The sequence below is a fragment of the Marinobacter sp. L-80 genome (assembly GCF_056859395.1).
Window position 1 is genome coordinate 32,248 of record NZ_JBSXOI010000035.1, and the last position, 23,336, is coordinate 55,583.

The 23,336-nt window shown below is 59.0% G+C and carries 24 protein-coding genes and 2 tRNA genes; 16 read left to right on the forward strand and 10 right to left on the reverse strand.

The window, feature by feature from the left end:
- Nucleotides 1-5: 5 nt before the first annotated feature.
- The 5 genes from AC13E3_RS01730 to AC13E3_RS01750 all read left to right on the forward strand — a co-directional run bounded on the left by AC13E3_RS01730 (nt 6) and on the right by AC13E3_RS01750 (nt 6,017).
- Nucleotides 6-749 (forward strand): DUF4194 domain-containing protein, encoded by a 744-nt coding sequence (locus AC13E3_RS01730; protein ID WP_008174489.1) that lies wholly within the window; start codon nt 6-8, stop codon nt 747-749.
- Nucleotides 746-4,069, forward strand: coding sequence for an SbcC/MukB-like Walker B domain-containing protein (locus AC13E3_RS01735; protein ID WP_273082230.1), 3,324 nt, complete (start codon nt 746-748; stop codon nt 4,067-4,069). The genes AC13E3_RS01730 and AC13E3_RS01735 overlap by 4 nt, the downstream gene beginning before the upstream one ends.
- Nucleotides 4,053-5,207 carry a Wadjet anti-phage system protein JetD domain-containing protein gene (locus AC13E3_RS01740; RefSeq protein WP_273017216.1) on the forward strand — a complete coding sequence of 385 codons (1,155 nt, stop codon included), beginning with the start codon at nt 4,053-4,055 and terminating at the stop codon, nt 5,205-5,207. Before AC13E3_RS01735 ends, AC13E3_RS01740 begins: the two co-directional genes overlap by 17 nt.
- Before the next feature lie 139 nt (nt 5,208-5,346).
- Nucleotides 5,347-5,583: a type II toxin-antitoxin system Phd/YefM family antitoxin gene (locus AC13E3_RS01745; RefSeq protein ID WP_053115272.1), complete on the forward strand. Its 237-nt coding sequence runs from the start codon at nt 5,347-5,349 to the stop codon at nt 5,581-5,583.
- Nucleotides 5,583-6,017 (forward strand): type II toxin-antitoxin system VapC family toxin, encoded by a 435-nt coding sequence (locus tag AC13E3_RS01750; RefSeq protein ID WP_053115271.1) that lies wholly within the window; start codon nt 5,583-5,585, stop codon nt 6,015-6,017. The genes AC13E3_RS01745 and AC13E3_RS01750 overlap by 1 nt, the downstream gene beginning before the upstream one ends.
- Before the next feature lie 57 nt (nt 6,018-6,074).
- Here the strand turns inward: AC13E3_RS01750 and AC13E3_RS01755 are convergent.
- Together AC13E3_RS01755 and AC13E3_RS01760 are read right to left on the reverse strand one after the other, a co-directional pair.
- Nucleotides 6,075-6,148 (reverse strand) — tRNA-Cys (locus tag AC13E3_RS01755).
- 60 nt (nt 6,149-6,208) lie between these two features.
- A tRNA-Gly gene (locus AC13E3_RS01760) sits at nt 6,209-6,284 on the reverse strand.
- Nucleotides 6,285-6,508: 224 nt separating this feature from the next.
- Between AC13E3_RS01760 and AC13E3_RS01765 the strand changes: the two genes are divergently transcribed.
- The 4 genes from AC13E3_RS01765 to AC13E3_RS01780 are packed head-to-tail and all read left to right on the forward strand — an operon-like array spanning nt 6,509 to nt 10,102.
- Nucleotides 6,509-7,675 (forward strand): MlaE family ABC transporter permease, encoded by a 1,167-nt coding sequence (locus tag AC13E3_RS01765; protein ID WP_273069355.1) that lies wholly within the window; start codon nt 6,509-6,511, stop codon nt 7,673-7,675.
- Between the two features lie 11 nt (nt 7,676-7,686).
- Nucleotides 7,687-8,511, forward strand: coding sequence for an ABC transporter ATP-binding protein (locus AC13E3_RS01770; protein WP_286801124.1), 825 nt, complete (start codon nt 7,687-7,689; stop codon nt 8,509-8,511).
- A gap of 2 nt (nt 8,512-8,513) precedes the next feature.
- Entirely contained in the window at nt 8,514-9,452 is a 939-nt protein-coding gene (locus tag AC13E3_RS01775) for an MlaD family protein (RefSeq protein ID WP_273018063.1), read from the forward strand.
- A complete protein-coding gene (locus tag AC13E3_RS01780; protein ID WP_273069351.1) occupies nt 9,449-10,102 on the forward strand; it encodes an ABC-type transport auxiliary lipoprotein family protein in 654 nt (217 codons plus the stop codon). The genes AC13E3_RS01775 and AC13E3_RS01780 overlap by 4 nt, the downstream gene beginning before the upstream one ends.
- Here the strand turns inward: AC13E3_RS01780 and pgsA are convergent.
- From pgsA to AC13E3_RS01805, 5 genes are all read right to left on the reverse strand, one after another.
- The gene (gene pgsA, locus AC13E3_RS01785) at nt 10,035-10,613 is read right to left on the reverse strand and encodes a CDP-diacylglycerol--glycerol-3-phosphate 3-phosphatidyltransferase (RefSeq protein WP_053115089.1); all 579 of its coding nucleotides are present in this window, start codon (nt 10,611-10,613) and stop codon (nt 10,035-10,037) included. The two genes, AC13E3_RS01780 and pgsA, sit on opposite strands and share 68 nt — an antisense overlap.
- A gap of 7 nt (nt 10,614-10,620) precedes the next feature.
- Nucleotides 10,621-12,483 (reverse strand): excinuclease ABC subunit UvrC, encoded by a 1,863-nt coding sequence (gene uvrC / locus AC13E3_RS01790; protein ID WP_273018064.1) that lies wholly within the window; start codon nt 12,481-12,483, stop codon nt 10,621-10,623.
- Nucleotides 12,467-13,129, reverse strand: a complete 663-nt coding sequence (uvrY, locus tag AC13E3_RS01795) for a UvrY/SirA/GacA family response regulator transcription factor (RefSeq protein ID WP_008174467.1) — start codon at nt 13,127-13,129, stop codon at nt 12,467-12,469. Before uvrY ends, uvrC begins: the two co-directional genes overlap by 17 nt.
- A gap of 99 nt (nt 13,130-13,228) precedes the next feature.
- A complete protein-coding gene (locus AC13E3_RS01800) occupies nt 13,229-13,480 on the reverse strand; it encodes a hypothetical protein (protein WP_273069346.1) in 252 nt (83 codons plus the stop codon).
- Nucleotides 13,481-13,564: 84 nt separating this feature from the next.
- Nucleotides 13,565-15,184: a methyl-accepting chemotaxis protein gene (locus AC13E3_RS01805; RefSeq protein ID WP_482901661.1), complete on the reverse strand. Its 1,620-nt coding sequence runs from the start codon at nt 15,182-15,184 to the stop codon at nt 13,565-13,567.
- Between the two features lie 168 nt (nt 15,185-15,352).
- On the opposite strand from AC13E3_RS01805, the gene AC13E3_RS01810 reads away from it, so the two are divergent.
- Together AC13E3_RS01810 and AC13E3_RS01815 are read left to right on the forward strand one after the other, a co-directional pair.
- Nucleotides 15,353-16,057 carry an AzlC family ABC transporter permease gene (locus tag AC13E3_RS01810; RefSeq protein WP_273018066.1) on the forward strand — a complete coding sequence of 235 codons (705 nt, stop codon included), beginning with the start codon at nt 15,353-15,355 and terminating at the stop codon, nt 16,055-16,057.
- Complete coding sequence (locus tag AC13E3_RS01815) at nt 16,050-16,379, forward strand: branched-chain amino acid transporter permease (protein ID WP_273069343.1); 330 nt, start codon at nt 16,050-16,052, stop codon at nt 16,377-16,379. The genes AC13E3_RS01810 and AC13E3_RS01815 overlap by 8 nt, the downstream gene beginning before the upstream one ends.
- Before the next feature lie 11 nt (nt 16,380-16,390).
- Here the strand turns inward: AC13E3_RS01815 and AC13E3_RS01820 are convergent, their stop codons facing one another.
- Nucleotides 16,391-16,795 (reverse strand): DUF1330 domain-containing protein, encoded by a 405-nt coding sequence (locus AC13E3_RS01820; RefSeq protein WP_014576954.1) that lies wholly within the window; start codon nt 16,793-16,795, stop codon nt 16,391-16,393.
- Nucleotides 16,796-16,956: 161 nt separating this feature from the next.
- Between AC13E3_RS01820 and AC13E3_RS01825 the strand changes: the two genes are divergently transcribed.
- The 3 genes from AC13E3_RS01825 to AC13E3_RS01835 all read left to right on the forward strand — a co-directional run bounded on the left by AC13E3_RS01825 (nt 16,957) and on the right by AC13E3_RS01835 (nt 20,848).
- Nucleotides 16,957-17,418 (forward strand): (2Fe-2S)-binding protein, encoded by a 462-nt coding sequence (locus AC13E3_RS01825; protein ID WP_273157321.1) that lies wholly within the window; start codon nt 16,957-16,959, stop codon nt 17,416-17,418.
- Complete coding sequence (locus AC13E3_RS01830) at nt 17,415-19,748, forward strand: xanthine dehydrogenase family protein molybdopterin-binding subunit (protein ID WP_273082221.1); 2,334 nt, start codon at nt 17,415-17,417, stop codon at nt 19,746-19,748. The genes AC13E3_RS01825 and AC13E3_RS01830 overlap by 4 nt, the downstream gene beginning before the upstream one ends.
- A 152-nt stretch (nt 19,749-19,900) precedes the next feature.
- Nucleotides 19,901-20,848: an AEC family transporter gene (locus AC13E3_RS01835; RefSeq protein ID WP_482901662.1), complete on the forward strand. Its 948-nt coding sequence runs from the start codon at nt 19,901-19,903 to the stop codon at nt 20,846-20,848.
- Here AC13E3_RS01835 and AC13E3_RS01840 read toward each other — a convergent pair.
- Nucleotides 20,845-21,618: a fructosamine kinase family protein gene (locus AC13E3_RS01840; protein ID WP_273082215.1), complete on the reverse strand. Its 774-nt coding sequence runs from the start codon at nt 21,616-21,618 to the stop codon at nt 20,845-20,847. The genes AC13E3_RS01835 and AC13E3_RS01840 overlap by 4 nt on opposite strands.
- 85 nt (nt 21,619-21,703) lie before the next feature.
- Between AC13E3_RS01840 and AC13E3_RS01845 the strand changes: the two genes are divergently transcribed.
- A complete protein-coding gene (locus AC13E3_RS01845; protein ID WP_008174451.1) occupies nt 21,704-21,979 on the forward strand; it encodes an acylphosphatase in 276 nt (91 codons plus the stop codon).
- Here the strand turns inward: AC13E3_RS01845 and AC13E3_RS01850 are convergent.
- Nucleotides 21,976-22,569, reverse strand: coding sequence for a GNAT family N-acetyltransferase (locus tag AC13E3_RS01850; protein ID WP_273082212.1), 594 nt, complete (start codon nt 22,567-22,569; stop codon nt 21,976-21,978). The two genes, AC13E3_RS01845 and AC13E3_RS01850, sit on opposite strands and share 4 nt — an antisense overlap.
- Nucleotides 22,570-22,597: 28 nt before the next feature.
- Between AC13E3_RS01850 and AC13E3_RS01855 the strand changes: the two genes are divergently transcribed.
- Nucleotides 22,598-23,200 carry a DUF938 domain-containing protein gene (locus tag AC13E3_RS01855; RefSeq protein WP_273082209.1) on the forward strand — a complete coding sequence of 201 codons (603 nt, stop codon included), beginning with the start codon at nt 22,598-22,600 and terminating at the stop codon, nt 23,198-23,200.
- Nucleotides 23,201-23,336 lie beyond the last annotated feature (136 nt).

Genomic DNA, 23,336 nt, shown 5'->3' on the forward strand with positions numbered 1-23,336 from the left:
CCCGCATGTCTGACTATTTTGACCGCCTGACAAGCCAGGCAGACGACCAACAAGGCCGGGACGAGCCGCAACAGACATCAGAGGCACTGGCCCATGTCGATCAGCAAACGCCTCTGACGGAGGCCAGCCACTACACGCCCGGCAATGTGAAAGCCACCGCCCAGGAGCTGCTGAAATACGGATTGCTGGAAGCAGACCGTAAGCCCAACCTCTACCAGGTTGCCACCACCCAGACCGCTGCGATCAACCAGATCCTGGAACCGTTCGACCTGCGCCTGAAAGTGGACGACGTACGTGGACTGGCTTTCCTTGTCGTGTCAGACCGGCTCTTCAGCGAAGGCCAAGAAAACGACGACGAGTGGTCCCACCCCCTGGTGCGCCGCCAGCGTCTGACCATGGAACAGTCCCTGCTGGTGGCCATACTACGCCAGCACTTTATCGCCCACGAACAGGAAACCGGTCTCGGTGCCGGCGAAGCCACTGTGGAACTGGATGAGCTACTGCCCCAACTGCAGCTGTACCTGGGCGACACCGGCAGCGACACCCGCGACCAGAAACGCCTGCGCAGCCTGCTGGACAACCTCAAGAGCCACGGCATTGTCTCGGACATCGACGCCAACGACCAGGTGGTCGTTCGCCCTATCATCACCCACCTGGCGAACCCGGAAAATCTGCAGAACCTGCTCCACCATTTCCGACAAATGGCCGGCCAGTCCGCCCCGCAAGACGCTGACGGAGAGGATGTATGAGCCTGCCCCAGACCGACCTCTTTGCCGCTGACATCCTGCCGCCCACGGCCTATATCCTGACCCACCTGGACCTGTATAACTGGGGGCCCTTCGGTGGACGGCACTGCGCGGAGATCGACCCGAAAGGCACCGCCATTATCGGCCCCACCGGCAGCGGCAAGACCACGCTGGTGGACGCGTTGATGACCCTGTTGACTCACCAGCCCCGGTACAACCTGGCCTCCACCGGCGGCCATGAAAGCGACCGTGACCTGATTTCCTATATTCGGGGCGTATCCGGTGCCGGTAACAATACCGGCGACAACAGCCATATCGCACGCGCTGGTAAAACCGTAACAGCCGTGAGCGCCCGCTTCTCCAACGGTAACAACGCTATTCGCATCGGGGCGCTGTTCTGGATCGACGGCAGCAGCTCTGCCGCCAGCGACCTGAAACGCCTATGGCTGTTTTCAGAAAGGGATGACCAGAGTCTGGACAACTGGCTGGCCATTCACCACGAGGGTGGCGCCCGGGAGCTCAAGCAACACGCCGGGGATAACCCAGGCTTACAGGCCAACGACAGTAAGAAAGCCTACCTGGCCCAAGTACGGCGATTTTTTGAAGTGGGGGAAAATGCCTTCACTCTGCTCAACCGCGCCGCGGGCCTGAAGCAGCTCAACAGCATCGACGAAATCTTCCGGGAACTGGTGCTGGATGACCACTCGGCGTTCGACCGGGCGGCAGAGGTGGCCAGTGAGTTTGACGACCTGGCCGCGATCCACAGCGAACTGGAAACCGCCCGAAAACAACACCAGTCGCTGCTACCCATAGCGGAAACCTACGAAAAGCACCAGAGTGCCACCAGAGAGCTTGACCAGCAGCTGTTATTGAAAGACATCCTGCCGATCTGGTTCGCACAAACCGGCTACGAGCTGTGGAGCACCCGCAAACAGGACCTGGAACGCCAGCTTGATAAGGGCAGAGAAACCCTCGAGTCATTGAGCAGCAATGTTAAGCAACTCAACAGCAAAGCCGATACCCTGAAAGACATATACCTGCAGGCCGGTGGTGCCAGCATAGAGCAGCTAAAGGAGCAGATCTCCCAACAGAAGCGCTGGGTAGGAGAACGGGGCCGACACGCCAGGGACTACCAGACCCTGACCGGCAAGCTTGACCTGGACAGCACACTGAGCTCCGAAGCACTGGCCCGGAACCGCCAGCTCGGTGAGTCAAAGCTGGCCGAACTGTCCGAACTTGCGGACACTCAGGACGAATTCCTGCTCGACCTGCGTTTTCGTCACGGTAAGCTCAATGAAACCCTGACGGAAATCACCGAAGAAATCGACCGCATCAAGGCCCGGCCCGGGTCCAACATCGACGGACGTTACCAGGAATTCCGCAGCGAACTGGCCCAGGACCTGAACCTGGACGAAAGCATTCTGCCGTTCGTGGCAGAACTGGTGGAAGTCAAAGCCGAAGAACGTGACTGGCGTGGCGCCATTGAACGGGCTATCGGCGGGCACCGCCTGCGCCTGCTCGTGCCACCGGCCGCCATGCAATCGGCCCTGGACAGGGTCAACAGCCGTGACAACCGCCTTCATGTGCGACTGCTGGAAGCCCAGGCACCCCAGGCCACGGCACAGTTCATGAAGGATGGCTTCACCCGCAAGCTGAACTTCAAGGACCATCCTCACCGGGAAGCCCTGAAACAATTGTTGGCCGAAATCGACCGACACTGCGTGGACTCTCCCGAAACCCTGCGCCAGACACCCCATGGCATGACCCAACAGGGCCTGATGTCCGGCAAGAAGGGCTATTTTGAAAAACGGGACAACCAGCGGCTCGACAAGGGCTGGATGACCGGCTTCAACAACCGTGACCGTCTCTCCGCGCTCAACAACGAACTGAGCGAAACCCGTAAGAAAGCGGACGCTCTGGGGCGGCAACTCGAATCAGCCCGCCGTAATCTCAGGGACACAAAGGATCAGATAAGGCTTTACGAACTCCTGGGCGAAACCGAGTTCAGCACCATCAACCTGCCCAGCGCACAACGTGAACTCGATGCCCTGCAAAGCCGGCTGGAAGCACTGACCGCTCCGGACTCGGATGTGGAAAAAGCACGGGGGGAATTTGAAGCGGTTCGCCAGCAACTAGAAGAAGGCCGACAACAGCTGTCGAACCAGGAAACCGCCCTCGCCCTGCTGAAAGAAAAGCGCAACCAGGCCACGGACCGCTGCACAGAACTGCTGGACCGGCTTGGCGATGGCCTCACAGACGACCAGCAAAGCCTGGCAACCAGACACTTCCGCACCCCGAAAGCGGACCAGTACGAACAACTGGAAGCCCTGGAGCGGGACCAGCGAGAGCAACTGGACAAAGTCATTGGGAAGCTGGGCAAACAGATCCAGAGTTATGAACTCAGCCTGACCCAACTGATGGAAAAGGCGCTCACCATTGATACCGGGGCGCTGATTGAAACCGGCAGTAATATCCAGGACATTCCGGAATACCTGGAACGCCTGCGGGTACTGGAGGAAGAAGCCCTTCCCCAGAAGCTGGAGCGATTCCTCAGCTATCTGAACCAGTCGTCGGATCAGGGCGTGACCCAACTGCTGGCTCAAATACAGAACCAGGTGGCCATCATTGAAGAACGTATCGCCGATCTGAACGCCACACTGCGGCGGGTCGACTTCCACCCTGGCCGCTACCTGCGCCTGGAGCCCCGCCGGGTTACCCATGAATCCCTCCGCAGGTTGGAACGCGCACAACGGCAGCTGCGGGCGGATGCCCTGAAAGGCGACCAGGGCGAAAGCCATTTCAAGGCTCTGCAAAACATGGTGGCCTTGCTGCGGGACGCGGCAGACAACAAGCGCACCGTGGGTGCCCGGGCTCTGCTGGACCCGCGCTACCGGCTGCAGTTCGAAGTTTCGGTGCTGGAACGCGAGTCCGGCTCGGTGATCGAGACTCGCACCGGCTCCCAGGGGGGCAGCGGCGGCGAAAAGGAAATCATCGCCAGCTACATTCTTACCGCCTCCCTGAGCTATGCGCTTTGTCCGGACGGCGCCACCCAGCCACTGTTCGGAACCATCGTGCTGGACGAGGCCTTCTCCAAGAGCTCCCACGCCGTAGCCGGCCGCATCATCTCGGCTCTCAACGAGTTTGGCCTGCACCCACTGTTCGTCACGCCCAACAAAGAGATGCGACTGCTACGGGCCCACACCCGCTCTGCCATCCTGGTTCACCGCAAGGACCTGCGGGCCACCCTTACCTCACTGAGCTGGGAAGAACTGGAGGCCCACGCGGAGAAAATGACCCGGAAAGCCCATGAAATCCCCGGCTGAACTGGCAAGCCGCCTGGCCCGCCAATGGCAGAACGCGGACCTGCGCGAACAGCGCCTGCTCCGGCCTCAGAGCTGGCCATTAACCCTCCCCATCGGCAAGCCCACGGGCGCGACGGTACGGGAGAAGGTCACACAGGTACGAGAACACCTGCGGCAATGGCGGGAGGTCACCACCGGGCAGGTCCAGTGGCAGCTGGTCCGCTTCAAGAGCACCAGCGAAGCCATCGACATTCCCACCCACTGGACACTGGACACTCCCAGCCAGTGGGTGCAGGCCGCGGGCAGCAGTGAAGTCAGGCGGGAATACGACACACTCAGCCGTCTCGCCTCTGTTCTGGACCCGCGATTTCACTCACTGGTCATACGCCGGCGCAGCCTGGTCATGGATAAGCCGGAAAGCGACGTTATTCGCAGCGGCAAGGTTGCCCTTCAGCTCCAGCCAGGCTGCGCCGAAGGAAAACCCCTCAGGGCACTGTCTATTGCCGGCACCGACAGCAAGTTCTTCGAGCGCAACCGCCAGCTTGTAACGCTGATGCTGGACATTCTGTTCGACGGCCAGGCCAGCGAAACCGGGCTGGAAGCCTTTCTGGGCGCTGAAGACGACGGCCACCACTGGTTACTGGTCGCCGACCTTGATGGCTCGTTGTTGCCCTTCACGCAAATGCGGGTCCGGGCCCACGAACTCCAAAGCACGCCTTTACCTGGCGAACGGTTGATACTGGTTGAAAACGAACGCTGCCTTCACCAGTTGCCCAGGGTCTCCGGTACGGTCTCGGTACTTGGGTCGGGCCTGAACCTGTCCTGGCTCAACGCAACATGGCTGAAAGATCGGGCGACCGCCTATTGGGGCGACATCGATACCTGGGGACTGACCATGCTGGCCAGCGCCCGGAAACACCTCCCGCTTCTCACACCACTGCTGATGGACAGGATTACCTTCGACACGTTCGCCGACGCAAGTGGTGTTGAAGAACCACAGCCTGCCCCCTCGATCACTCCGCCAGGATTGACCGGAAGCGAGGCTAAGCTTTACCAACGTCTGAGACAGGCAGACCAGGGCCGGCTGGAGCAAGAGTTTCTGCCGGTCTGTGTTGTTCATAGGGCCATTGGCGACTGGGTCGATCGCTCCGCAGAATAACATCAACAAAATAGTCCAACGCGCTCAAGATCTTGCGCAGTGCTCACATGTATCAGGTTTTAACGATTCTTCGGCGTTGAATTGCAAGCCAGAAACCTATCGGTGTACACTAAACGTGTACACAAAAGAAGGAGAAAGCATGCAGACCATTAATGTCCGGGAAACGCGGGAAAAGCTTTCTAATCTATTAGACGCGGTAGCCGCTGGAGAAGAGATTGTTATTCTTCGCCATGGTAAACCAGCAGCGCGGCTGACGGCAGCCTATCCGGAAACTATTCAGTTTCTGGATCGTTCAGGGCTAAGAGCTTCGCTACCGCCTTCTCGAGAAAGTTCTGCACAGACGGTGCGAGAGCTCAGAGACGAAGAGCGCTATTGATGTACTACTTCGACACCAGTGCCGTTCTACCCTACTACCGCCAAGAGCATGCTAGCGATAGCATTCAAGCCTTGCTTGAATTGCAGACCAAGCCAGTTCTGATCAGTCATTTAACAGAAGTGGAAGTTGCAAGTGCCTTGGCCCGTTGGGTTCGCATGGGGGAGCTTAGTGAGCCCCAGGCAAATCGCATCGAAAGTGCCTTCCATGATGATGTCAGCCACGGCCGCTTCACCCTCTGCTCTATTGAATCAGACCATTACCGTCGAGCCGGGCATTGGATCGGGACACGAAAGACAAGTCTGAGGACATTGGATGCACTCCACCTGGCCTGCGCGGAGTCTAATCAGGCTTGTTTGATCAGTGAGGACGAAGCGTTGCTGAACGCGGCCGTTTTTTTTGGCATAGACGCGCGCCTTGCCTCAAATGGCAGCTGAGCACTATGGGCAGGAAGCTGAGTCTACTTAAGCTGCTGTAACAACACGGAAATAAATTGGAGGCGCGGGTCGGAATCGAACCGGCGTACACGGAGTTGCAGTCCGCTGCATAACCACTCTGCCACCGCGCCGGAAAAGATCGAAGAGATCGGATCTTTGTGCTCTCAGGTGGGCATTGAGAGACTTGAAATTGGAGCGGGAAACGAGATTCGAACTCGCGACCCCAACCTTGGCAAGGTTGTGCTCTACCAACTGAGCTATTCCCGCTCTTTGTTTCCGGGGCATTGCCTCGTCAACGGCTGCGTATTCTACGGATTACCGTTCGGGCGTCAATAGTTTTTTATCAAGTTTTTGTTTTACTGGAGATTGTGGGTAAAGTTTGGCCAATCCCGGTGCCGGATGCAATCATGCGACTTGCGCACTGGCAGAGAACCTTTGCACTCTCTAAGCTAGTCACTGGCAGGCAACATCACTCAGGGATTCGACAGAACGTGCCCAGTCCTGATTCTTCCGAGCAGACCGACCCACAAAGACCGTCTTCCAGACCCGGATCCATAACCGTGGAAGCCGACACCCTGAGGGTGACGGATGACTGGCTGTTGAGCCATTACCGGTCGCTGGCGTCCCTGGCTTCGTCGATGTCTTCCAGGGATACGAGTCGATTATCCATCGACCTCTCGGGGCTGGATCGGATTGACACTGCCGGTGCATCGCAACTGGCCTCTCTGATCGGCCCGGAGCGCCTGCTCGAAGCCGCCTCGGCCGCAGGCGACTTACCCCGTGAAAAATCCGCGCTGATTGCCGCCGTTTGCGAGGCCATGAAGAACCAGCCCGGGCCAGATGGGCGCAGGCCTTCCCTGCTCTGGAGCTTTGTGACCGGAACGGGTCAGAAGGTTGAAAGCCTCTTTCAGCTGCTGTGGATTCTTGTGGGTTTTATTGGCCAGACGCTGGGCACCCTGGCCTGGAACCTCCCCCGGCCCTGGCGCTGGCGTATGACGCCCTTCGTCGCAGCCGTTCATGACACCGGCCTGAACGCCCTGCCCATTGTGGCACTACTCACATTTCTGGTGGGTGCCGTGGTAGCGTTTCTGGGGGCGACCGTGCTGGATGATTTTGGCGCCACCATCTACACGGTTAACCTGGTGGCCTTCTCCTTCCTGCGGGAATTCGGGGTGCTGTTGGCCGCAATCCTGCTCGCCGGCCGGACCGCCAGCGCGTTTACCGCCCACATTGGCGCCATGAAGGTTAACGAGGAGCTGGATGCCATCCGCACCCTGGGCCTGAACCCCATCGAACTGCTGGTGCTACCCAGGGTAATGGCGATGATGGTGAGCCTCCCCATTCTCACCTTTGTGGGCATGATCTCCGGTATGGTTGGCGGCGCCATGGTCTGTGCCCTGGTGCTGGATATCTCGCCGACGCAGTTCATGGCCATCGTTGAGCGGGACATTGCCCTCCAGCATTTCGTTGTCGGCATTGTGAAAGCGCCAATCTTTGCATTCCTGATTGCTGTGATTGGCTGCCTGGAGGGATTCAAGGTGGCTGGCAGTGCGCAATCCGTGGGTGAGCACACAACGTCCAGCGTAGTTCAGTCCATCTTTATGGTGATTCTGTTGGATTCCATTGCTGCACTATTCTTTATGGAAATGGGCTGGTAATCATGGCGGCTATGACGGCATCCCCGAGTACTGAAGCCAGAAATAAGCCGGTGATTGCGGTGCGGGATCTGTGCAACCGCTTCGGCGAGCATGTTGTGCACGAGAATCTCGACCTGGACCTGCTGCGCGGCGAAATACTGGGCGTGGTTGGCGGGTCAGGAACCGGCAAAACCGTGCTTTTGCGCAGTATCGTTGGGTTGAACACGCCCGCCTCGGGCCATATCCGGGTGTTTGGCGAGGATCTTATCCAGCTTCCGGCACGTGCACGCTCCCGGGTTGAGCAACGCTTCGGGGTTCTGTTCCAGGGTGGCGCCCTGTTTACCTCCCTCAACCTGCAGGAGAATATCGCCGTTCCCCTGATTGAACACGCCGGCCTGAAGCGGTCTGAGGCCGAACAGCTGGCCCGGATGAAGCTGGCGCTGACCGGTTTACCACCTGACGCAGCGGTTCGTTACCCGTCCGAACTCTCCGGCGGTATGGTGAAGCGGGCGAGCCTGGCCCGGGCCCTGGCACTCGATCCGGAGATCCTGTTTCTGGATGAGCCCACGGCGGGCCTGGACCCCATTGGGGCAGCGGCATTCGACCGGCTGATTGTGACGCTCCGGGATGCCCTGGGGCTGACTGTGTTTCTGGTCACCCATGATCTGGACACCCTGTACTCAACCTGTGACCGGGTTGCGGTACTGTCACAGCGCAAGGTGCTGGTAGCTGATACGCTGGAGAAGGTTGCGGCCACGAAGGACGATTGGGTCCAGGACTACTTTAACGGGCCCCGTGGCCGGGCAGCGAGTTACGCATTCAGGGATCATCTGGAAAAACGGAATCAGGAGCAGTAACCATGGAGCCGAGGGCCCACCACCTGATCATTGGCCTGTTTACCATCCTGGCCTTTGCCGCCGCCTTGATCTTTTCTCTGTGGCTGGCGAAATCCTCCGCCGATCGGGAATGGGGCTACTACGAGATCGTGTTCGACCACGCCGTCGGCGGCCTGTCCGAAGGCAACCCTGTGCTCTACAGCGGCGTTCAGATCGGCGATGTGGTGGAGCTGAGGTTGGACCCGGACAATCCTGGGCATGTGCGGGTTCTGGTTCGGGTGGATCAGTCGGTTCCCATTCGGGAGAACACGAAAGCCGGCCTGGTGCTCGCCAATATCACCGGCAGCATGAGCGTCCAGTTCAGCGGTGGAAGCCCCGACAACCCCGCGTTGAAAGGTGACGAGGACAACCCGCCGGTGATCATTGCCGAGCCCTCGGCGTTCACCAGCCTGCTTTCCAACGGCGAGCAACTCCTGGCCAAAGCCGACCAGCTGCTTACCAGCGCGACGGCGCTGTTATCGGCTGACAACATCGACAATGCATCGGCCATCCTGGAAAACACACGGGAAGCCACAGACGCCCTGCTCGACCGTCGCGACCAGCTGATCGCCCTGCTCGAACAATTCGATGCCGCCGCCATTCGTGCCGAAGAAGCTGCGATCAAAGTCTCCAACGTTTCGGATAACGCCAACGAACTGCTGCAAAACGATGGCCAGCGGGTTCTGCAATCCATGGACAAAGCACTCGCGGTAATTACCACCACCATGGCGCGGATTGATGAGCTGACCCGTAACAACCAGGGGGCAATGGATGCCGGTCTCCAGGGCATGGGAGAGTTGGCGCCCGCACTGCGGGAGCTGAGGGCAACCCTGAGGAGCCTGAACCAGTTTACTCATCGCCTGGAGCAGGATCCCACTGGCACCCTGTTCGGCAATGAAACCATGAAGGAGATGGCACAGTGACATTGAGGTCAATCAGAAACCTGACACTTCTCCTGGGTGCTGCCTTTGCCAGTGGCTGCACGGTGTTTCCGAACCCGGAGCCACCGAGGGTTATGGACCTGGCAGTGGTCCAGGCGGCTCCAACGGCGGAGCAACCGGTTCAGGCATCCCTTCGCGTTGATACACCCTACGCCTCAGAGCCTTTTAACGGATCGCTGATTCTGGCCAAACCCACGCATCAGGAGTTCCGGGCCTACGAGGGAACCCGCTGGCGGGATTCGGCACCGGTGGTGGTTCGGGATATGCTGGTCAGCAGCCTTCGTCAGAGTGGCGCCTACGCGAATGTTATTACGGATACCAATCCGGCACAGGCTGAGTTGACCCTGGTCACCGAACTCTCGGCATTTCATTCGGAAACCCCGGAATCCGGTCCGCAGGTGGTTATCGAGCTGCACCTGCAGATGATTCACAACCGCTCGCGGGCCAGGCTGTGCACTCGCTCTGTGCGGGTTGTGGCACCGGCATCAGGCACATCGGTTGACCAGATTGTTGAGGCCTTCGGAACCGCTGGCAGCAATCTGGCCGCCAGGGTGATTGAATGGGCTACGACGTGTGACTATCCGTCTGACCTGAGGCCTTCTCCGGGAATAGATCCGCCCAAGCAGCCTTGAGGTAGAGGCCCATGGACCAGAGGGTGAGAATCGCGGCGATATAGAGCAACGCCAGGGCGACATTGGCCCAGAGTACACCGGGAGGAAACGCCAGAAGGCCGACAATAGCGGCCATTTGCGCGGTGGTCTTGATCTTGCCGATGTACGAAACCGCCACGCTGGCGCGGCTGCCGATTTCCGCCATCCACTCCCGCAAGGCGGAAATGACTATCTCACGGCCGATGATAACGGTGGCCGGAATCGTCAGCAGAATCGCCGAGTGCTCCTCGATCAGCACAGCCAGTGCAACGGCTACCATGAGTTTGTCCGCGACCGGGTCCAGGAACGCGCCGAACGGGGTGCTCTGGTCGAGTTTGCGGGCCAGATAACCGTCCAGCCAGTCGGTGGCCGCCGCCAATCCGAAAATGGCCGCGCTCACGAGGTAGCTCCACCCCACCGGAAGATAGAAAATCACCACGAACACCGGAATCATGATGATGCGGGAGAGGGTGAGGATGTTTGGTAAATTCATGCTGTCCTTACTCGTCGTGCAATGCTGCGTATATGGTTTCGGCCAGTGATTTGCTGATGCCCTGCACTTTGGTCATCTCATCAACCCCGGCCTTGCGGAGTTCCTGTATTCCGCCAAAATATCGAATCAGGTCGCGACGCTTCTTCGGCCCCACGCCCTCAATGCCTTCCAGTGTAGACTGCCGGCGCTTTTTGTCCCTCCGGGCCCTGTGCCCGGTAATAGCAAAACGGTGGGACTCATCCCGGATATGCTGGATCAGGTGCAGCGCTGGCGAATCTGCCGGCACCCGGAACACATCCCCGGTCATCGCATCAATAAGCTGCTCCATGCCTGCACGACGGGTCACGCCCTTGGCGACACCGATCAGCGGGATATCGGAAATCTCTAGTTCATCAAAAACTTCCCGGGCAATATTCAACTGCCCCTTACCACCGTCTATGAAGACCAGATCCGGGCGTTTGCCCTCGCCGGCCACCATCCGCTTGTAGCGACGGGAAAGCACCTGGCGCATGGCTGCGTAATCATCGCCGGCCGTAACCCCCTCGATATTGTACAGGCGGTAATCACTCTTCACGGGGCCATTCTCATCGAAAACCACGCAGGATGCGACGGTATTTTCCCCGTGGCTGTGGCTGATATCGAAACACTCCATGCGTGACGGCGTCTCCGACAGCTCCAGAAGATCCCTCAGGGCCAGCAGGCGCCGGTATACGGTCTCCTTGCTCGCCAGGTGAGTGAGCAGGGTCTGGCGGGCGTTGGTCATGGCCAGTTCCAGCCACCGGCGGCGTTCACCGCGAACATTGCCCCGAATCCGGGTTTCCCGGTTTGCAGACTCGCTGAGGGCCTGGGCCAACAATTCCTGGCCTTCCACCTCAACCGGCACCAGGATATCCCGCGGAATCTCCCGCCGGGTGTTGCCGCCGAAATAGTACTGCCCGAGGAAGGCACTGAGCAGTTCGCCCTCGGTCTGCTCGATGGAGTAGCGAGGGAAGTAGTCCTTGGTGCCGAGCACACGGCCACCGCGCACGATGATCACTACGATGCAGACGATACCCGCGTCCTGGGCAATTGCGATGACATCCGCATCGCCGCCCTCACCGTCTACCGACTGCTGTTCCTGGACATGGCGCAGATGATTGATCTGGTCGCGATAGGCCGCCGCTTTCTCGAACTCCAGGTTCTTGGAAGCGGCCTCCATGGCATTCATCAGATCGTGGAGGATCGCAGGGTTTTTCCCCTCCAGAAACATGGTCGCGTGGCGGATGTCCTGCTGGTACTCCTCGGGCGTAATGTATTCAACACACGGTGCCGTGCAGCGGTTAATCTGGTACTGCAGGCAAGGCCTCGTGCGATTCCTGAAAAAGCTTTCACTACAGTTTCTTATGCGGAAAATCTTCTGTAACACATTAAGACTTTCCTTGACCGCACCCGAGCTCGGAAACGGCCCGAACCAGGTGCCGCCACCCTTTTTAGTGCGCCCACGACGGAACGTCAGCGAGGGGTAATCGCTATGCGACGACAAATAGATATAGGGATAGGACTTATCGTCACGGAGCAGGATGTTATAGGGCGGCCGTAACGATTTGATCAGGTTCTGTTCGAGCAGCAGCGCCTCGGTTTCACTGCCGGTAATCGTCACTTCGATAGAGGCAATCTTGCCCACCAGGGCTTCGGTCTTGGGCGCCAGACCGGTCTTGCGGAAGTAGCTGCCAACCCGTTTTTTAAGGTTGCGGGCCTTGCCCACGTAAAGCACCGAGCCACCCTCGTCGTACATTCGGTAGACGCCGGGCCGCTCGGTCAACTGTTTCAGGAAGCTCTTGCTGTCAAACTCCCCGATGTGGGTGCTCTCAGGGTCAGACCTTGTCGGCATCAAGCAACCCGAGCCGCACTGCCATCAGGGCCAATTCGACATCACTGGAAATTTCCAGTTTCTCGAAGATCCGGTAGCGGTAGCTGTTCACGGTTTTAGGGCTCAGGCACAGCTTGTCCGAAATGTCCTGCACCTTCTGGCAATCCACCACCATCATCGCTATCTGCATTTCCCGCTCGGAAAGCCGGTCGAAAAGCGAGAGCTCGCCGTCCTCGTCCCGATCGCCGCCGCCCAGTTGCTTCAGGGCCATCTTCTGGGCAATTTCCGGGCTGATATAGCGCTGGCCTGTGTGAGCCATACGAATGGCGCGGACCATCTCTTTGATATCCGCGCCCTTGGTGATGTAGGCGGTAGCACCGCTTTGCATGACGCGCGTCGGATAGGGGTCGTCCGCGCAGGCGGTTACCACGATCACGCGAATGGAATCATCAATGCGGAGGATACGACGGGTTGCCTCAAGGCCTCCGATACCCGGCATGCGGATATCCATGAGCACAATGTCCGGACGCTCCTGGCGGACGAAATCGATGGCATCCTCTCCGGATGGCGCCTGCCCGATGACTTCAATGTCCGGGTTGTCAGCCAGCATCCGGGTAATACCGGACCTCACCAGCTCATGGTCATCTACAACCAGTACCCTGATCAAAATTCACCTCGCACACGGCTTTCGGAAAACAGCGCGATTGTAACGTTTAGTTCCTGCCCCGGGTAGGTGCAAACACAAATACCGTGACACACCTGACGCCTAAGCCGGCACACCCAGCCCGGCGGTGTTTTCCACGGGATCGAACCAGACCACCAGATCGCCCCGGCGCACCGCAGACATTACCCTGCTCTGCTCGCCCATCGGGTTCTCGGTGTCGTTCAGTCCGTGGTATCGGGTGCAGTACTCTTCCACCAGGCCCTGGAGCTGGTCTTCGGTCAGCAACTCTTTGTCGACAACGAATTTTTCCTGTCTGGGGTCTTGCTCGGGCTGGTTTTCGGCGCTGTCGGTCATACTACCTCCTTTGACGCCACCATGTTACGAGTTATGGTGGCGAGGTAGAAGCCCGGAGGGGGGATCCGGGCAAACAATCCTTGATCAGGCTGGTTCTGCGGCCGTTCGGAAACGTGCGATCAATTGTCGCATTGAGACCGACTCCTGCCTGAGCGCTTCGCTGATGGTCCGGGTTTGCTCGACGGTTTCAATGAGGAAATCGGCGCTTTCGTCCAGCGCTGTTGAACGGCGGCCTACCCGCCCGATCTCGTCCCGTTGAAACGCAACCGCAGAGCTGATCTCGGCGCTGTGGTTCTCAAGATCCACGAACTGGCCCTGCAGGGATTGAAGGTGTCCCTTGAGGGCAGCCAAATGCTCGCGGTTGCTGCTGCCGGCATCGCGCATTTCCTCCAAAAGCGCATCGACGCTGCTTACGCCGGATACGAGGTCCTGCACCCACTGGGAGATATCCCGGGTAGAGTCGGAGGTGCGACGGGACAGGGTCCGAACCTCATCGGCTACAACGGCAAATCCACGACCGTGCTCCCCTGCTCGAGCCGCTTCGATCGCTGCGTTCAGTGCCAGCAAGTTGGTCTGCTCGGCAATATCGGCAATCACTCCGATGACCTGCTCAATCTTGCCCGTGGATTCGTTAAGGGCATGAATGGATCCTGAAACGCGCGAAATGACATCCACCGTATGTTCCGCGGCGCCCTCGCTGGTGGTGAGTCGATGCTGGACTTCTTCGTTGGCCGCCACCGCCGATTTCACAGTACTGGCAGACTCATCTGTGGCTCGCTCGATGGCCGAGGCCTGGTCCGCAATGGCGGCCATGGATTGGCTGACGTCGTGGATCTGCTTTCGGGTTTGCTCGGAGGCGGACTGGAGGGATTCCGCACCATTATCCAGGGCGCCGGAACGCTCATCCAGACCACCGGCAGCCGACCGGATGTCTGCGATGAAATGCTCGAACCGGGAAACCAACCCACCCAGTGCATTGGCAACACCAGCCACTTCGTCGCGCCCTTTCAGGACTGGCACCCGTGTAAGATCGGCGTTCTTTTCCATGGCAACCAGATCGTTTTGCATACCCTGCAAGCGCAGAATAACCGACTGCCTCAACCACCAGGTCATGGCGATAACAATAAGCAGAAAGGATACGGAACCGGCAATCACAAAGGTCTGCTGGCCAGCCAGAAACGACAGCAACTCGTCGGCGCCGTCAGATACAGACTTCCTGCTTTGAAACTGGCGACCAGCAATCGCTTCGAGCATCGGCTCCATGGCCGGGAACAGATCGAAATCCACGACCTGGCCGACACGGTAATAGCTTTTCTCTGCAATGCCCTCTTTCATCCGGGCGATAAGCGCCAGTACCCGCTCGAAATCCTCACGATGTGCCTCTGCCCACTCGCTCAACCCCGGATCCGTTTCCAGACTCTGCCAATGTGCCGGCAAAGCGGTCTCCAAACGGCTGAACTCGTTCTCGATTTCATCCCACAGCAGAAGCTGGGCCTTGATCTTGTACGCAAGATCCTGGAGGTGCCTGTGGTCCTGTTCGAGATCCGCCAGTAGCCAGGCTTCGTTGAGGTTGGTCTGGATCAGGGTTTTGGAGGCGTCTTCCGCTTTCAGGATGATGCTCCAGGACAGAGCGGAAAGTCCTGCGACGGCAAAGACCGAGAGAAAAGCGAAAAAAAGGATGCGGGTTCTTACTGTGCCGAACATGACAACTCCAACAGCGGGCTATGCCACGGATGGTATGCCGATTTTGTGACACTTTTATTGCACCCTTAGCGTCAGCTTTTCATCGCTCGCCCTCGTTAATGGTGTTAACCACTTCAAAAAATTCCACCGATTCTCTATCATCGCCGCTTTCTGACCGTTTGGATGCTAATGAACCAGTCCGTCTTCAGACTCACGCTGCCCATCTTGTTCGGCTATCTTCCGCTGGGCATGGCCTTTGGTGTGCTGTTCTCAACACAGCTCGAGTATGCCTGGTGGGCTGCGCCGTTGATGGGAATCGTGATTTACGCCGGAGCCGGCCAGATACTGGCCGTCAGCCTTCTGGCCGTTAACGCGGGCCTGCTGGAAGTCTTCATTGCGATGTTTGTTCTGAACGCCCGCCATCTGTTCTACGGGCTTTCATTGCTGGGCCAGTTCAAGGGTGCGGGCTGGCGAAAACTCTATCTGATTTTCGGTTTGACCGATGAAACCTATTCCCTGCTCACCAGCCGCCCACGAGGAAGCGACCGGGCCCACGAACAGGAGGTCGATTTCCGAATTACCGGCTTTAACCAGTGTTACTGGGTGGCGGGTTGCGCAATCGGTGCATTGCTTGGCGACAATGTCGCCTTTGACAGCACCGGTATTGAGTTCGCGTTGGTGGCTCTGTTCATTGTTCTGACTCTGGAGCAATTCAAAGCCCTGGGAGAAGGCTTCCCGATCTGGCTCGGAGCAGCGGCCGCGGGCGTCGCAATGCTGATTTTGCCACCGGCACATCAGTTGATCGGTGCCATTGCGCTGGTCACTGCCGTCCTGCTGTTCGAATACCGGAAGCATCGCGGGCAGGTACCGGGCGAGGAGAGCAGCCATGGGTGAATCCGGCTATCTGGCGGCATTCATTGCGGTGGCGGCAGTCGCGACTTTTGCCACGCGGGTGATTCCCTTTCTGTTTTTCGAGAGGCACACGGAGCATCCGCTGGTGCGCCATCTGGGGCGCTACCTTCCTGCGGCCGTGATGGCGTTGCTGGCCACGGTATTTCTGCAGCGCTCGGCGGAATGGTCCGGCTCATGGATGGGGTTCGAAGCCCTGCTTCCCGGCGTCCTCGTGGTGATTATTCACCTCTGGCGCCGCAATGCCCTGCTCTCTATCGCCGCAGGAACCATCAGCTACATGGCCATCCAGCAAGCCGGGCTTTGATCCGGCTTTAATTACATCCGTGTTTCAAGGTTGGCGACCAGCCGTGAATCCTGAAGGGCAGCGGTGCGGTGTTTGACCACGCCTTTGTATTCCCGACTTTCGATCATGGCCATGAAGGCATCGATTGAGGGATACCTGACCAGAAGCACCTGATCCCAGGATTCATCCGGGGGCGCAATCAGCGATCCAACACTGCGGCCAGACCAGATGACTTCTGCGCCGACCGATTTTACGCAGGCGGCCGCCTCCTCCATATAGAGCTTGTAGGCTTCGCGGCCGCTTCGCTCCGGCGCCTCTTCCTTGTAATTGGCCCGATCACGGAAGCGCAGCAGATTCAGCATGACAACGGGCTGGTCTTTCGGGGTATCCGCCAGGACTTTTTGCAGCTGTTCGGGGGTGGGATTAACGGCGTCCATCCTTATCCTCTTCTTCTCTTGTTTCCGGGGCCTACTATAGCCCAGGCCCGAGGCGAGCGTGCAAGCGATTTTATTACCTTTCATCCAGATTGCTCTTTTTACTCTGCCAGTTCGTAGGGCTACAGTGAAGGAGACGCAAAACTCACAAACGAGAGGACGTTATGGCTACCCTCACGATCAACGGCGAGCGCTACGAGCTCGACGTCCCCGACGACATGCCCCTGCTCTGGGTAATCCGCGACGTTGTCGGCCTCAAAGGAACCAAGTTCGGATGCGGGATGTCCCAGTGCGGCGCCTGCACAGTTCATCTCAACGGAACGGCAATCCGCTCCTGCGTCACACCGGTCTCTGCGGCCAGTGGCGAGATCACCACCATTGAAGCCATGGCCGACGACCCGGTTGGTAGCAAAGTTCAGCAGGCCTGGCTCGATCTTGGGGTGGCCCAGTGCGGATACTGCCAGGGTGGCCAGATCATGAACGCCACAGCGCTGCTAAAAAGAACACCGAACCCCGAGACCGGGGAGATTGTGGATGCCATGGCAGGGAATCTCTGTCGCTGCGGCACCTACAACCGCATTCTGGCGGCGATTGAACGAGCTTCCGGCAAGGAGGGTGAAGCATGAGCGCCGATGACAACTTGATGATAGCCAACGTGAGCCGCAGGCGCTTCCTGATGGGCCTGGCGGGTGGCTCTGCCCTAGTACTAGCAGCCCGTTGGGATGTGGCCCTGGCTGGCAATGAAAAGGCTCAATTCGGTGCCGGAGCCATGCCCGGCGGATGGGTGGACGACCCGAACGTGTTCATCCATATCGATGCTGATGGCCTGGTTACCATTGTGAACAACCGCTCCGAAATGGGTCAGGGCATCCGGACCAGCCTGGTGATGGTCGGTGCCGACGAGCTTGGCGCAGACTGGGATCAGGTAAGGGTCGAGCAGGCGGAAGGCGATCACGACAAATACGGCAACCAGAACACCGACGGTTCCCGCAGCATGCGCCACTGGTACCAGCCCATGCGCCGAGCCGCAGCGGCGGCCAGACAGATGCTGGAGCAGGCGGCCGCCAATGAGTGGGGCGTGCCGGTTAGTGAGGTGCAGGCTGGCGTACACAGCATCGTTCACACGCCTTCCGGCAAGGAACTCGGCTTTGGGGAACTCGCAGCCAAGGCTCGGGAGCTCGACGTTCCCGGGCGCAATGCACTGGTACTCAAGCGCGACGATGAGCTGCGATTTGTCGGCAAGGAAACCGGCCTCATTAACGGCGAGCTGAAGTCCGCATACCCTAAAGCCATCGACGGTGAGGATATTGTCACCGGTAAGGCGGTGTATGGCGCTGATGTTCCCTTCGAGGACCTGCTCTATGCGGTGATCGCCCGTCCACCGGTTTACGGGGCTACTGTTGGCGATTTCGACGACACCGAGGCCCTCAAGGTGCCCGGTGTTGAGAAGGTACTCAAGGTTGAGGGCACCGGCCAACCGGCGGGCTTCAGCCCGCTCGGCGGTATTGCCGTGGTGGCATCGAATACCTGGGCCGCCATGGAGGGTCGCAAGGCTCTGAAGATCGACTGGAATCTGGAGCCTGCCGGCGACAACGCAAGCTATACGTCGGCCACTTACAGGGAATCCCTTGAGAAAGCGGCGCAGCAACCTGGCAAGGTCGTCCGTCAGCATGGCGATCTGGACACAGCTCTGGAAAACGCTAGCGAGCGGGTCTCCGCCACCTACTACATGCCCCACATGGCCCAGGCTCCCATGGAGCCCCCGGTGGCGACCGTGCGGATCAAGGACGGCAAGGCAGAGGTATGGGCGCCCGTTCAGAATCCGCAGGCGACCCGCGATACCGTGGCCGGGCGACTGGGCCTGGATGCGAAGAACGTGACCGTTCACGTTACCCTGCTTGGCGGTGGCTTTGGTCGCAAGTCCAAACCGGATTTTGCCATTGAAGCGGCCAGTATCGCCGAGGCCTTCAAAGGTCGGCCGGTCCGGCTGCAGTGGTCACGGGAAGATGATATTCACCACGCCTACTATCACGCCGTGTCTGTGGATTATCTCGAAGCGGGACTGGACAACAACGGGCAGGCCACCGGCTGGCTGCACCGGACCCTCTCTCCCAGTATTGGCTCGCTGTTTGCGCCCGACCCGAAACACAAGGGCGAATTCGAACTGGGCATGGGTTTCAACACCATGCCGTTCTCGGTGCCGGCCCTGAGGCTGGAGAATCCACCTGCGCCCGCCCATGTGCGAATCGGCTGGTTCCGCTCGGTCTACAACCTGCCCCATGCCTGGGCGATCCAGAGCTTTGCCCATGAGATGGCTGTAGCCGCCGGCAAGGACCATCGCGACTACGTGCTGGACCTGCTCGGCCCGGACCGGGAGATCCACAATCTCACCGTGGGCGATGGCTGGAATTATGGCGAAGACCCGGATCTCTACCCTATCGACATCGGGCGCATGCGTAACGTAATCGAGCGGGTAACCAGGGAGGCAGACTGGGGTAAATCCACCGGCAAGAATCGAGGGTTGGGCCTCGCCTTCCACCACAGCTTCGTATCGTACACCGCGATTGTCTTTGATGTGGAAGTCGATGATCAGGGCGAGCTCACCATCCATCGGGCAGACATTGCCTTCGATTGCGGCCCGCAGGCCAACCCGGAGCGGATTCGCTCCCAGCTGGAAGGCGCCATAGTGATGGGCATTGGCATCGCGCTGCAAAGCGAGGTGACATTCGAAGACGGTGTGGCGCAGCAGGGTAACTTCGACAAGTACCTGATCCCGCGCATGCCGGATGCACCCAAAACCCTGCGGGTTCACCTGGTCGACAACCCGGATGAGGCCATGGGTGGTGTTGGTGAGCCAGGCCTGCCTCCGGTAGCGCCGGCATTGTGCAATGCGATCTATGCCGCAACCGGCAAACGCATCCGGCGCCTGCCCGTTGGCGACCAACTGAAAGCCTGAAAGTGATCAGGGCCCCTCGGGGCCCTGTTTTTTTTACGGCACTCCCCCTCTCCGCCCCATACCTTCGTGGTATTCCCATAGCATCCTAGCTTTCTCCCCGCTTATAATTCAGGTGAACCCAGTCACTCTCCTCGACCCGACGGCCACTCTTGATGAACCTGATCGATCTGTTCCTGCAAACCATGGAAACGACACTGCCCGTGTTTGCCATGGTCTTTATCGGCCTGGGACTTCGCCGGATCGGCTGGATCGACAATGCGTTTGTGAATACTGCTTCGGCGCTGGTGTTCAAGGCCACCCTGCCGACCCTGGTATTTTTGAGCATCATCCGGGCCAATCTGGATACCGCGTTCAATCCCGGCCTTTTGGTCTTCTACCTGGTCGCGACTCTGGGGAGTTTCGCCATCACCTGGCTCTGGGCCCGCTGGCGTGTGGTTCGGGAGAATCGTGGCGTTTACGTGCAGGGCGCGTTTCGGGGTAACTGCGGAATCGTCGGCCTGGCGCTTGCCGCCAATCTCTACGGAGACTTCGGCCTGTCGGCAGGTGGCATCCTGCTTGGCCTGGTGATCATCTCCTACAACATCCTTTCGGTGATCGTGCTGGTGGCCTACCAACCGGGGCAAACAACGGACTGGACGAAGATCTTCCATGACATCATCCGCAACCCGCTCATCCTGGCAGTCTTCGTGGCGATTCCCTTCGCTGCCCTGGATATCTCACTGCCGGGCTGGGTCATGACCAGCGGCGATTACTTTGCCTCACTCACCCTGCCCCTGGCGCTGCTTTGCATCGGCGCCACCGTATCCCTGAGCGCCATCCGGAGTGACAGCAAAACGGCCTTGGGTTCCAGCCTGTTCAAGATGGTGATACTGCCGGCGCTTTGCACCGCCGCAGCGTGGCTGGCCGGTTTTCGGGGTTCGGAGCTGGGCCTGATGTTCCTGTTCTTCGCCAGCCCGACGGCGGCCGCCAGTTTCGTAATGGTGAAGGCGCTGGGCGGTAATGACCGGTTGGCTGCCAATATCATCGCCCTGACGACCCTTCTGGCAAGCATCACTGTCACTCTGGGAGTCTTCGTGCTTCGCAGTACCGGCCTGATCTAGGCCCTGCCACGGCCTATTGCTTCAATCGCGGCAAAACCCACCTGGCAACCCTCCAGGTAACCACCTCCAAACAGGTTGTAGTGGTTCAGGTAATGGTAGAGGTTGTAGATCTCACGTTTGATGCCATAAACCGATGTTCTTGGGTAACACGCGTCGTAGGCCCGGTAGAATGCTTCGCCGAAACCACCAAACATCTGTGTCATGGCGATATCCGCTTCACGATCACCGCAGTAGACGGCAGGATCAATCAGCCAGGGGCGGTCAGAGCCATAGAGCACGTTACCATTCCAGAGATCACCATGGAGCAGGCTCGGGTGCTCACAGTGGGCGTTCAGCCAGTCCATCAGGAAGCCCCCGTGCTGGTCCAATACCTGTTCGAAGCGAGTCCTCTGGCTGGCGTCACGAATACGTGAGACCTGGTAGCCAAGGCGGTCGTGGACAAAAAACTCACCCCAGTTGTCGCACCAGCGATTGGGTTGCGGTGCCAGGCCAATGTAATTGTCCCTGCCCCAGCCGTACGCCTCCTGCCGCAGGGCATGCATTCTGCCCAGCCCTTCACCCAGCACCTCCCGCGCCCGATCTGAGCCACCGGAAGACCGGATGGCGGTGATTTCGAGTTCGGTTTCGTTCACCCGATAAACGTGCGGCACACCGACGTCGGTCACCCCGGCCTCATCAAGCGCGCCTGCAAGGCGCTCCAATCCCTCCGCCTCGCAGGCCAGGGCATCGGCATAACCAGTTGCATTGTGTTTCAGGTGGGTGGAGGCCATCGGCGTTCTCTCTCCTTGAAGTGGTCGTGCCCGAACCGGTAGATTGAAATAAAGCCTGACACGACAGAACGAGCGGGAGCAAACCATGGATACCAAACGCTGGCAACTTCTGATATCCGGCCGCGTACAGGGGGTCTACTATCGCGCCTCCACGGAACAGAAGGCCTCTTCCCTGGGTTTGACGGGGTTCGCTCGCAATCTGCCCGATGGACGAGTTGAGATTGTGGCCGAAGGCCCGGAGGAACGCCTGGACGAACTCAGAACCTGGTGCGCCGAAGGCCCACCGGATGCGCGTGTGGATGCGGTGGATATTGCGCCGGAATCGCCAACCGGGGAATTCAGCAACTTCAGCGTTCGTTAGGCAATACGCCTCAGCCAGAACGTCATGGGCTTGGCGGTTTCCGCCGCCTGGCCCACATCTTTCCATGCATAGGTGGTGGTCAGCTCCGGTACCTTTCGGTAGCCGCGGTTGTGCCAGAATGAGTCCAGCGGCTGATAATCGGCGGGTCTCAGGGGATGATCTTGAGGCCACTCGACCGCGCAGAAACAGCAGTGCGTGAAACGGCCCTGTTCCCGGGCATGGCCTTCCCGGTGGTCGAAGAAGGCCACCCCGATGCCCTGCCCCCGGTAATTCGGCAGCAGCACCGACTCACCGAAATAGAAGATCTTGTCTGGCTCATAACCCTGCTCGATGAACGGCCCTTTGAACTCGTCCGTTTCGTGGTCCATCGGGATGCCCGTGGCGGCGCCAACAACCGATTCGCCATCCAGGGCCAGCACGAAGAGACTCTCTGGCGAGCGGGCGTAGGTATCGAGGTACTTGCGCTCGTAGTTCATATCACCGTCGTACAGGTAGGGAAAATGGCGAAACACCTCGATCCTCAGGCGCGCGAGATCATCCAGGTATGGTTTAATCTGGTCACCGCTGAGCCGGCGTATTGAAACCGCCATAAACTACCCCCTGTCGAAAGGTCGGAGCATGCAAAAAGACAAGCCGTTTTCTCAAGCCTGCGAGAATAACAAAGCGCCGATTCTGGAAAAACTTGTCGAGCTTTTCAAACAGTCGGGCACCATTCTGGAAATCGGCACGGGCACTGGCCAGCACGCCGTTCACTTTGCCGCTCACCTACCCCACGTGGTTTGGCAGCCCACCGATCACCCTCAGAACGCCCAGCTTTCCCGGGCGTGGATCGACGATGCCCACCTTACAAATATCAACCCGCCCATTGCCCTGGAGGTATTGAACGGAGATTGGTCCAGCCTGCCCGCCATCGACGGCGCGTTCTCCGCCAATACGGCGCATATCATGGCCTGGGAAGAAGTGCAGGCGATGTTTCGCGGCCTGGCGGAGGCACTACCCAAGGGCGCAATCTTCTGCCTCTATGGGCCTTTCAGCTATGGCGGTCGGCACACCAGTGAAAACAATGTACGGTTCGACCTGTCGCTGAGAACACAGGCGCCGCATATGGGAATTCGGGATATGGAGGATCTCGAGGCTCTTGGTGAAGCAACCGGGCTGAAGCTTGAAAAGGATTTCGGGATGCCGGCTAATAATCGGTTGTTGGTTTGGAGAAAATCCTAGGAGTCTGCGCGGCAGGAGACACCTTCTGGCATAATGCGTAAAAATTCTTCAGCACCGGAGAATCTGATGGGAACCACTTTCCGCCCGTATTCGCCTGGCCAGGAACTGCTTCTTCCCCCGAGCCTGAACGAGTGGC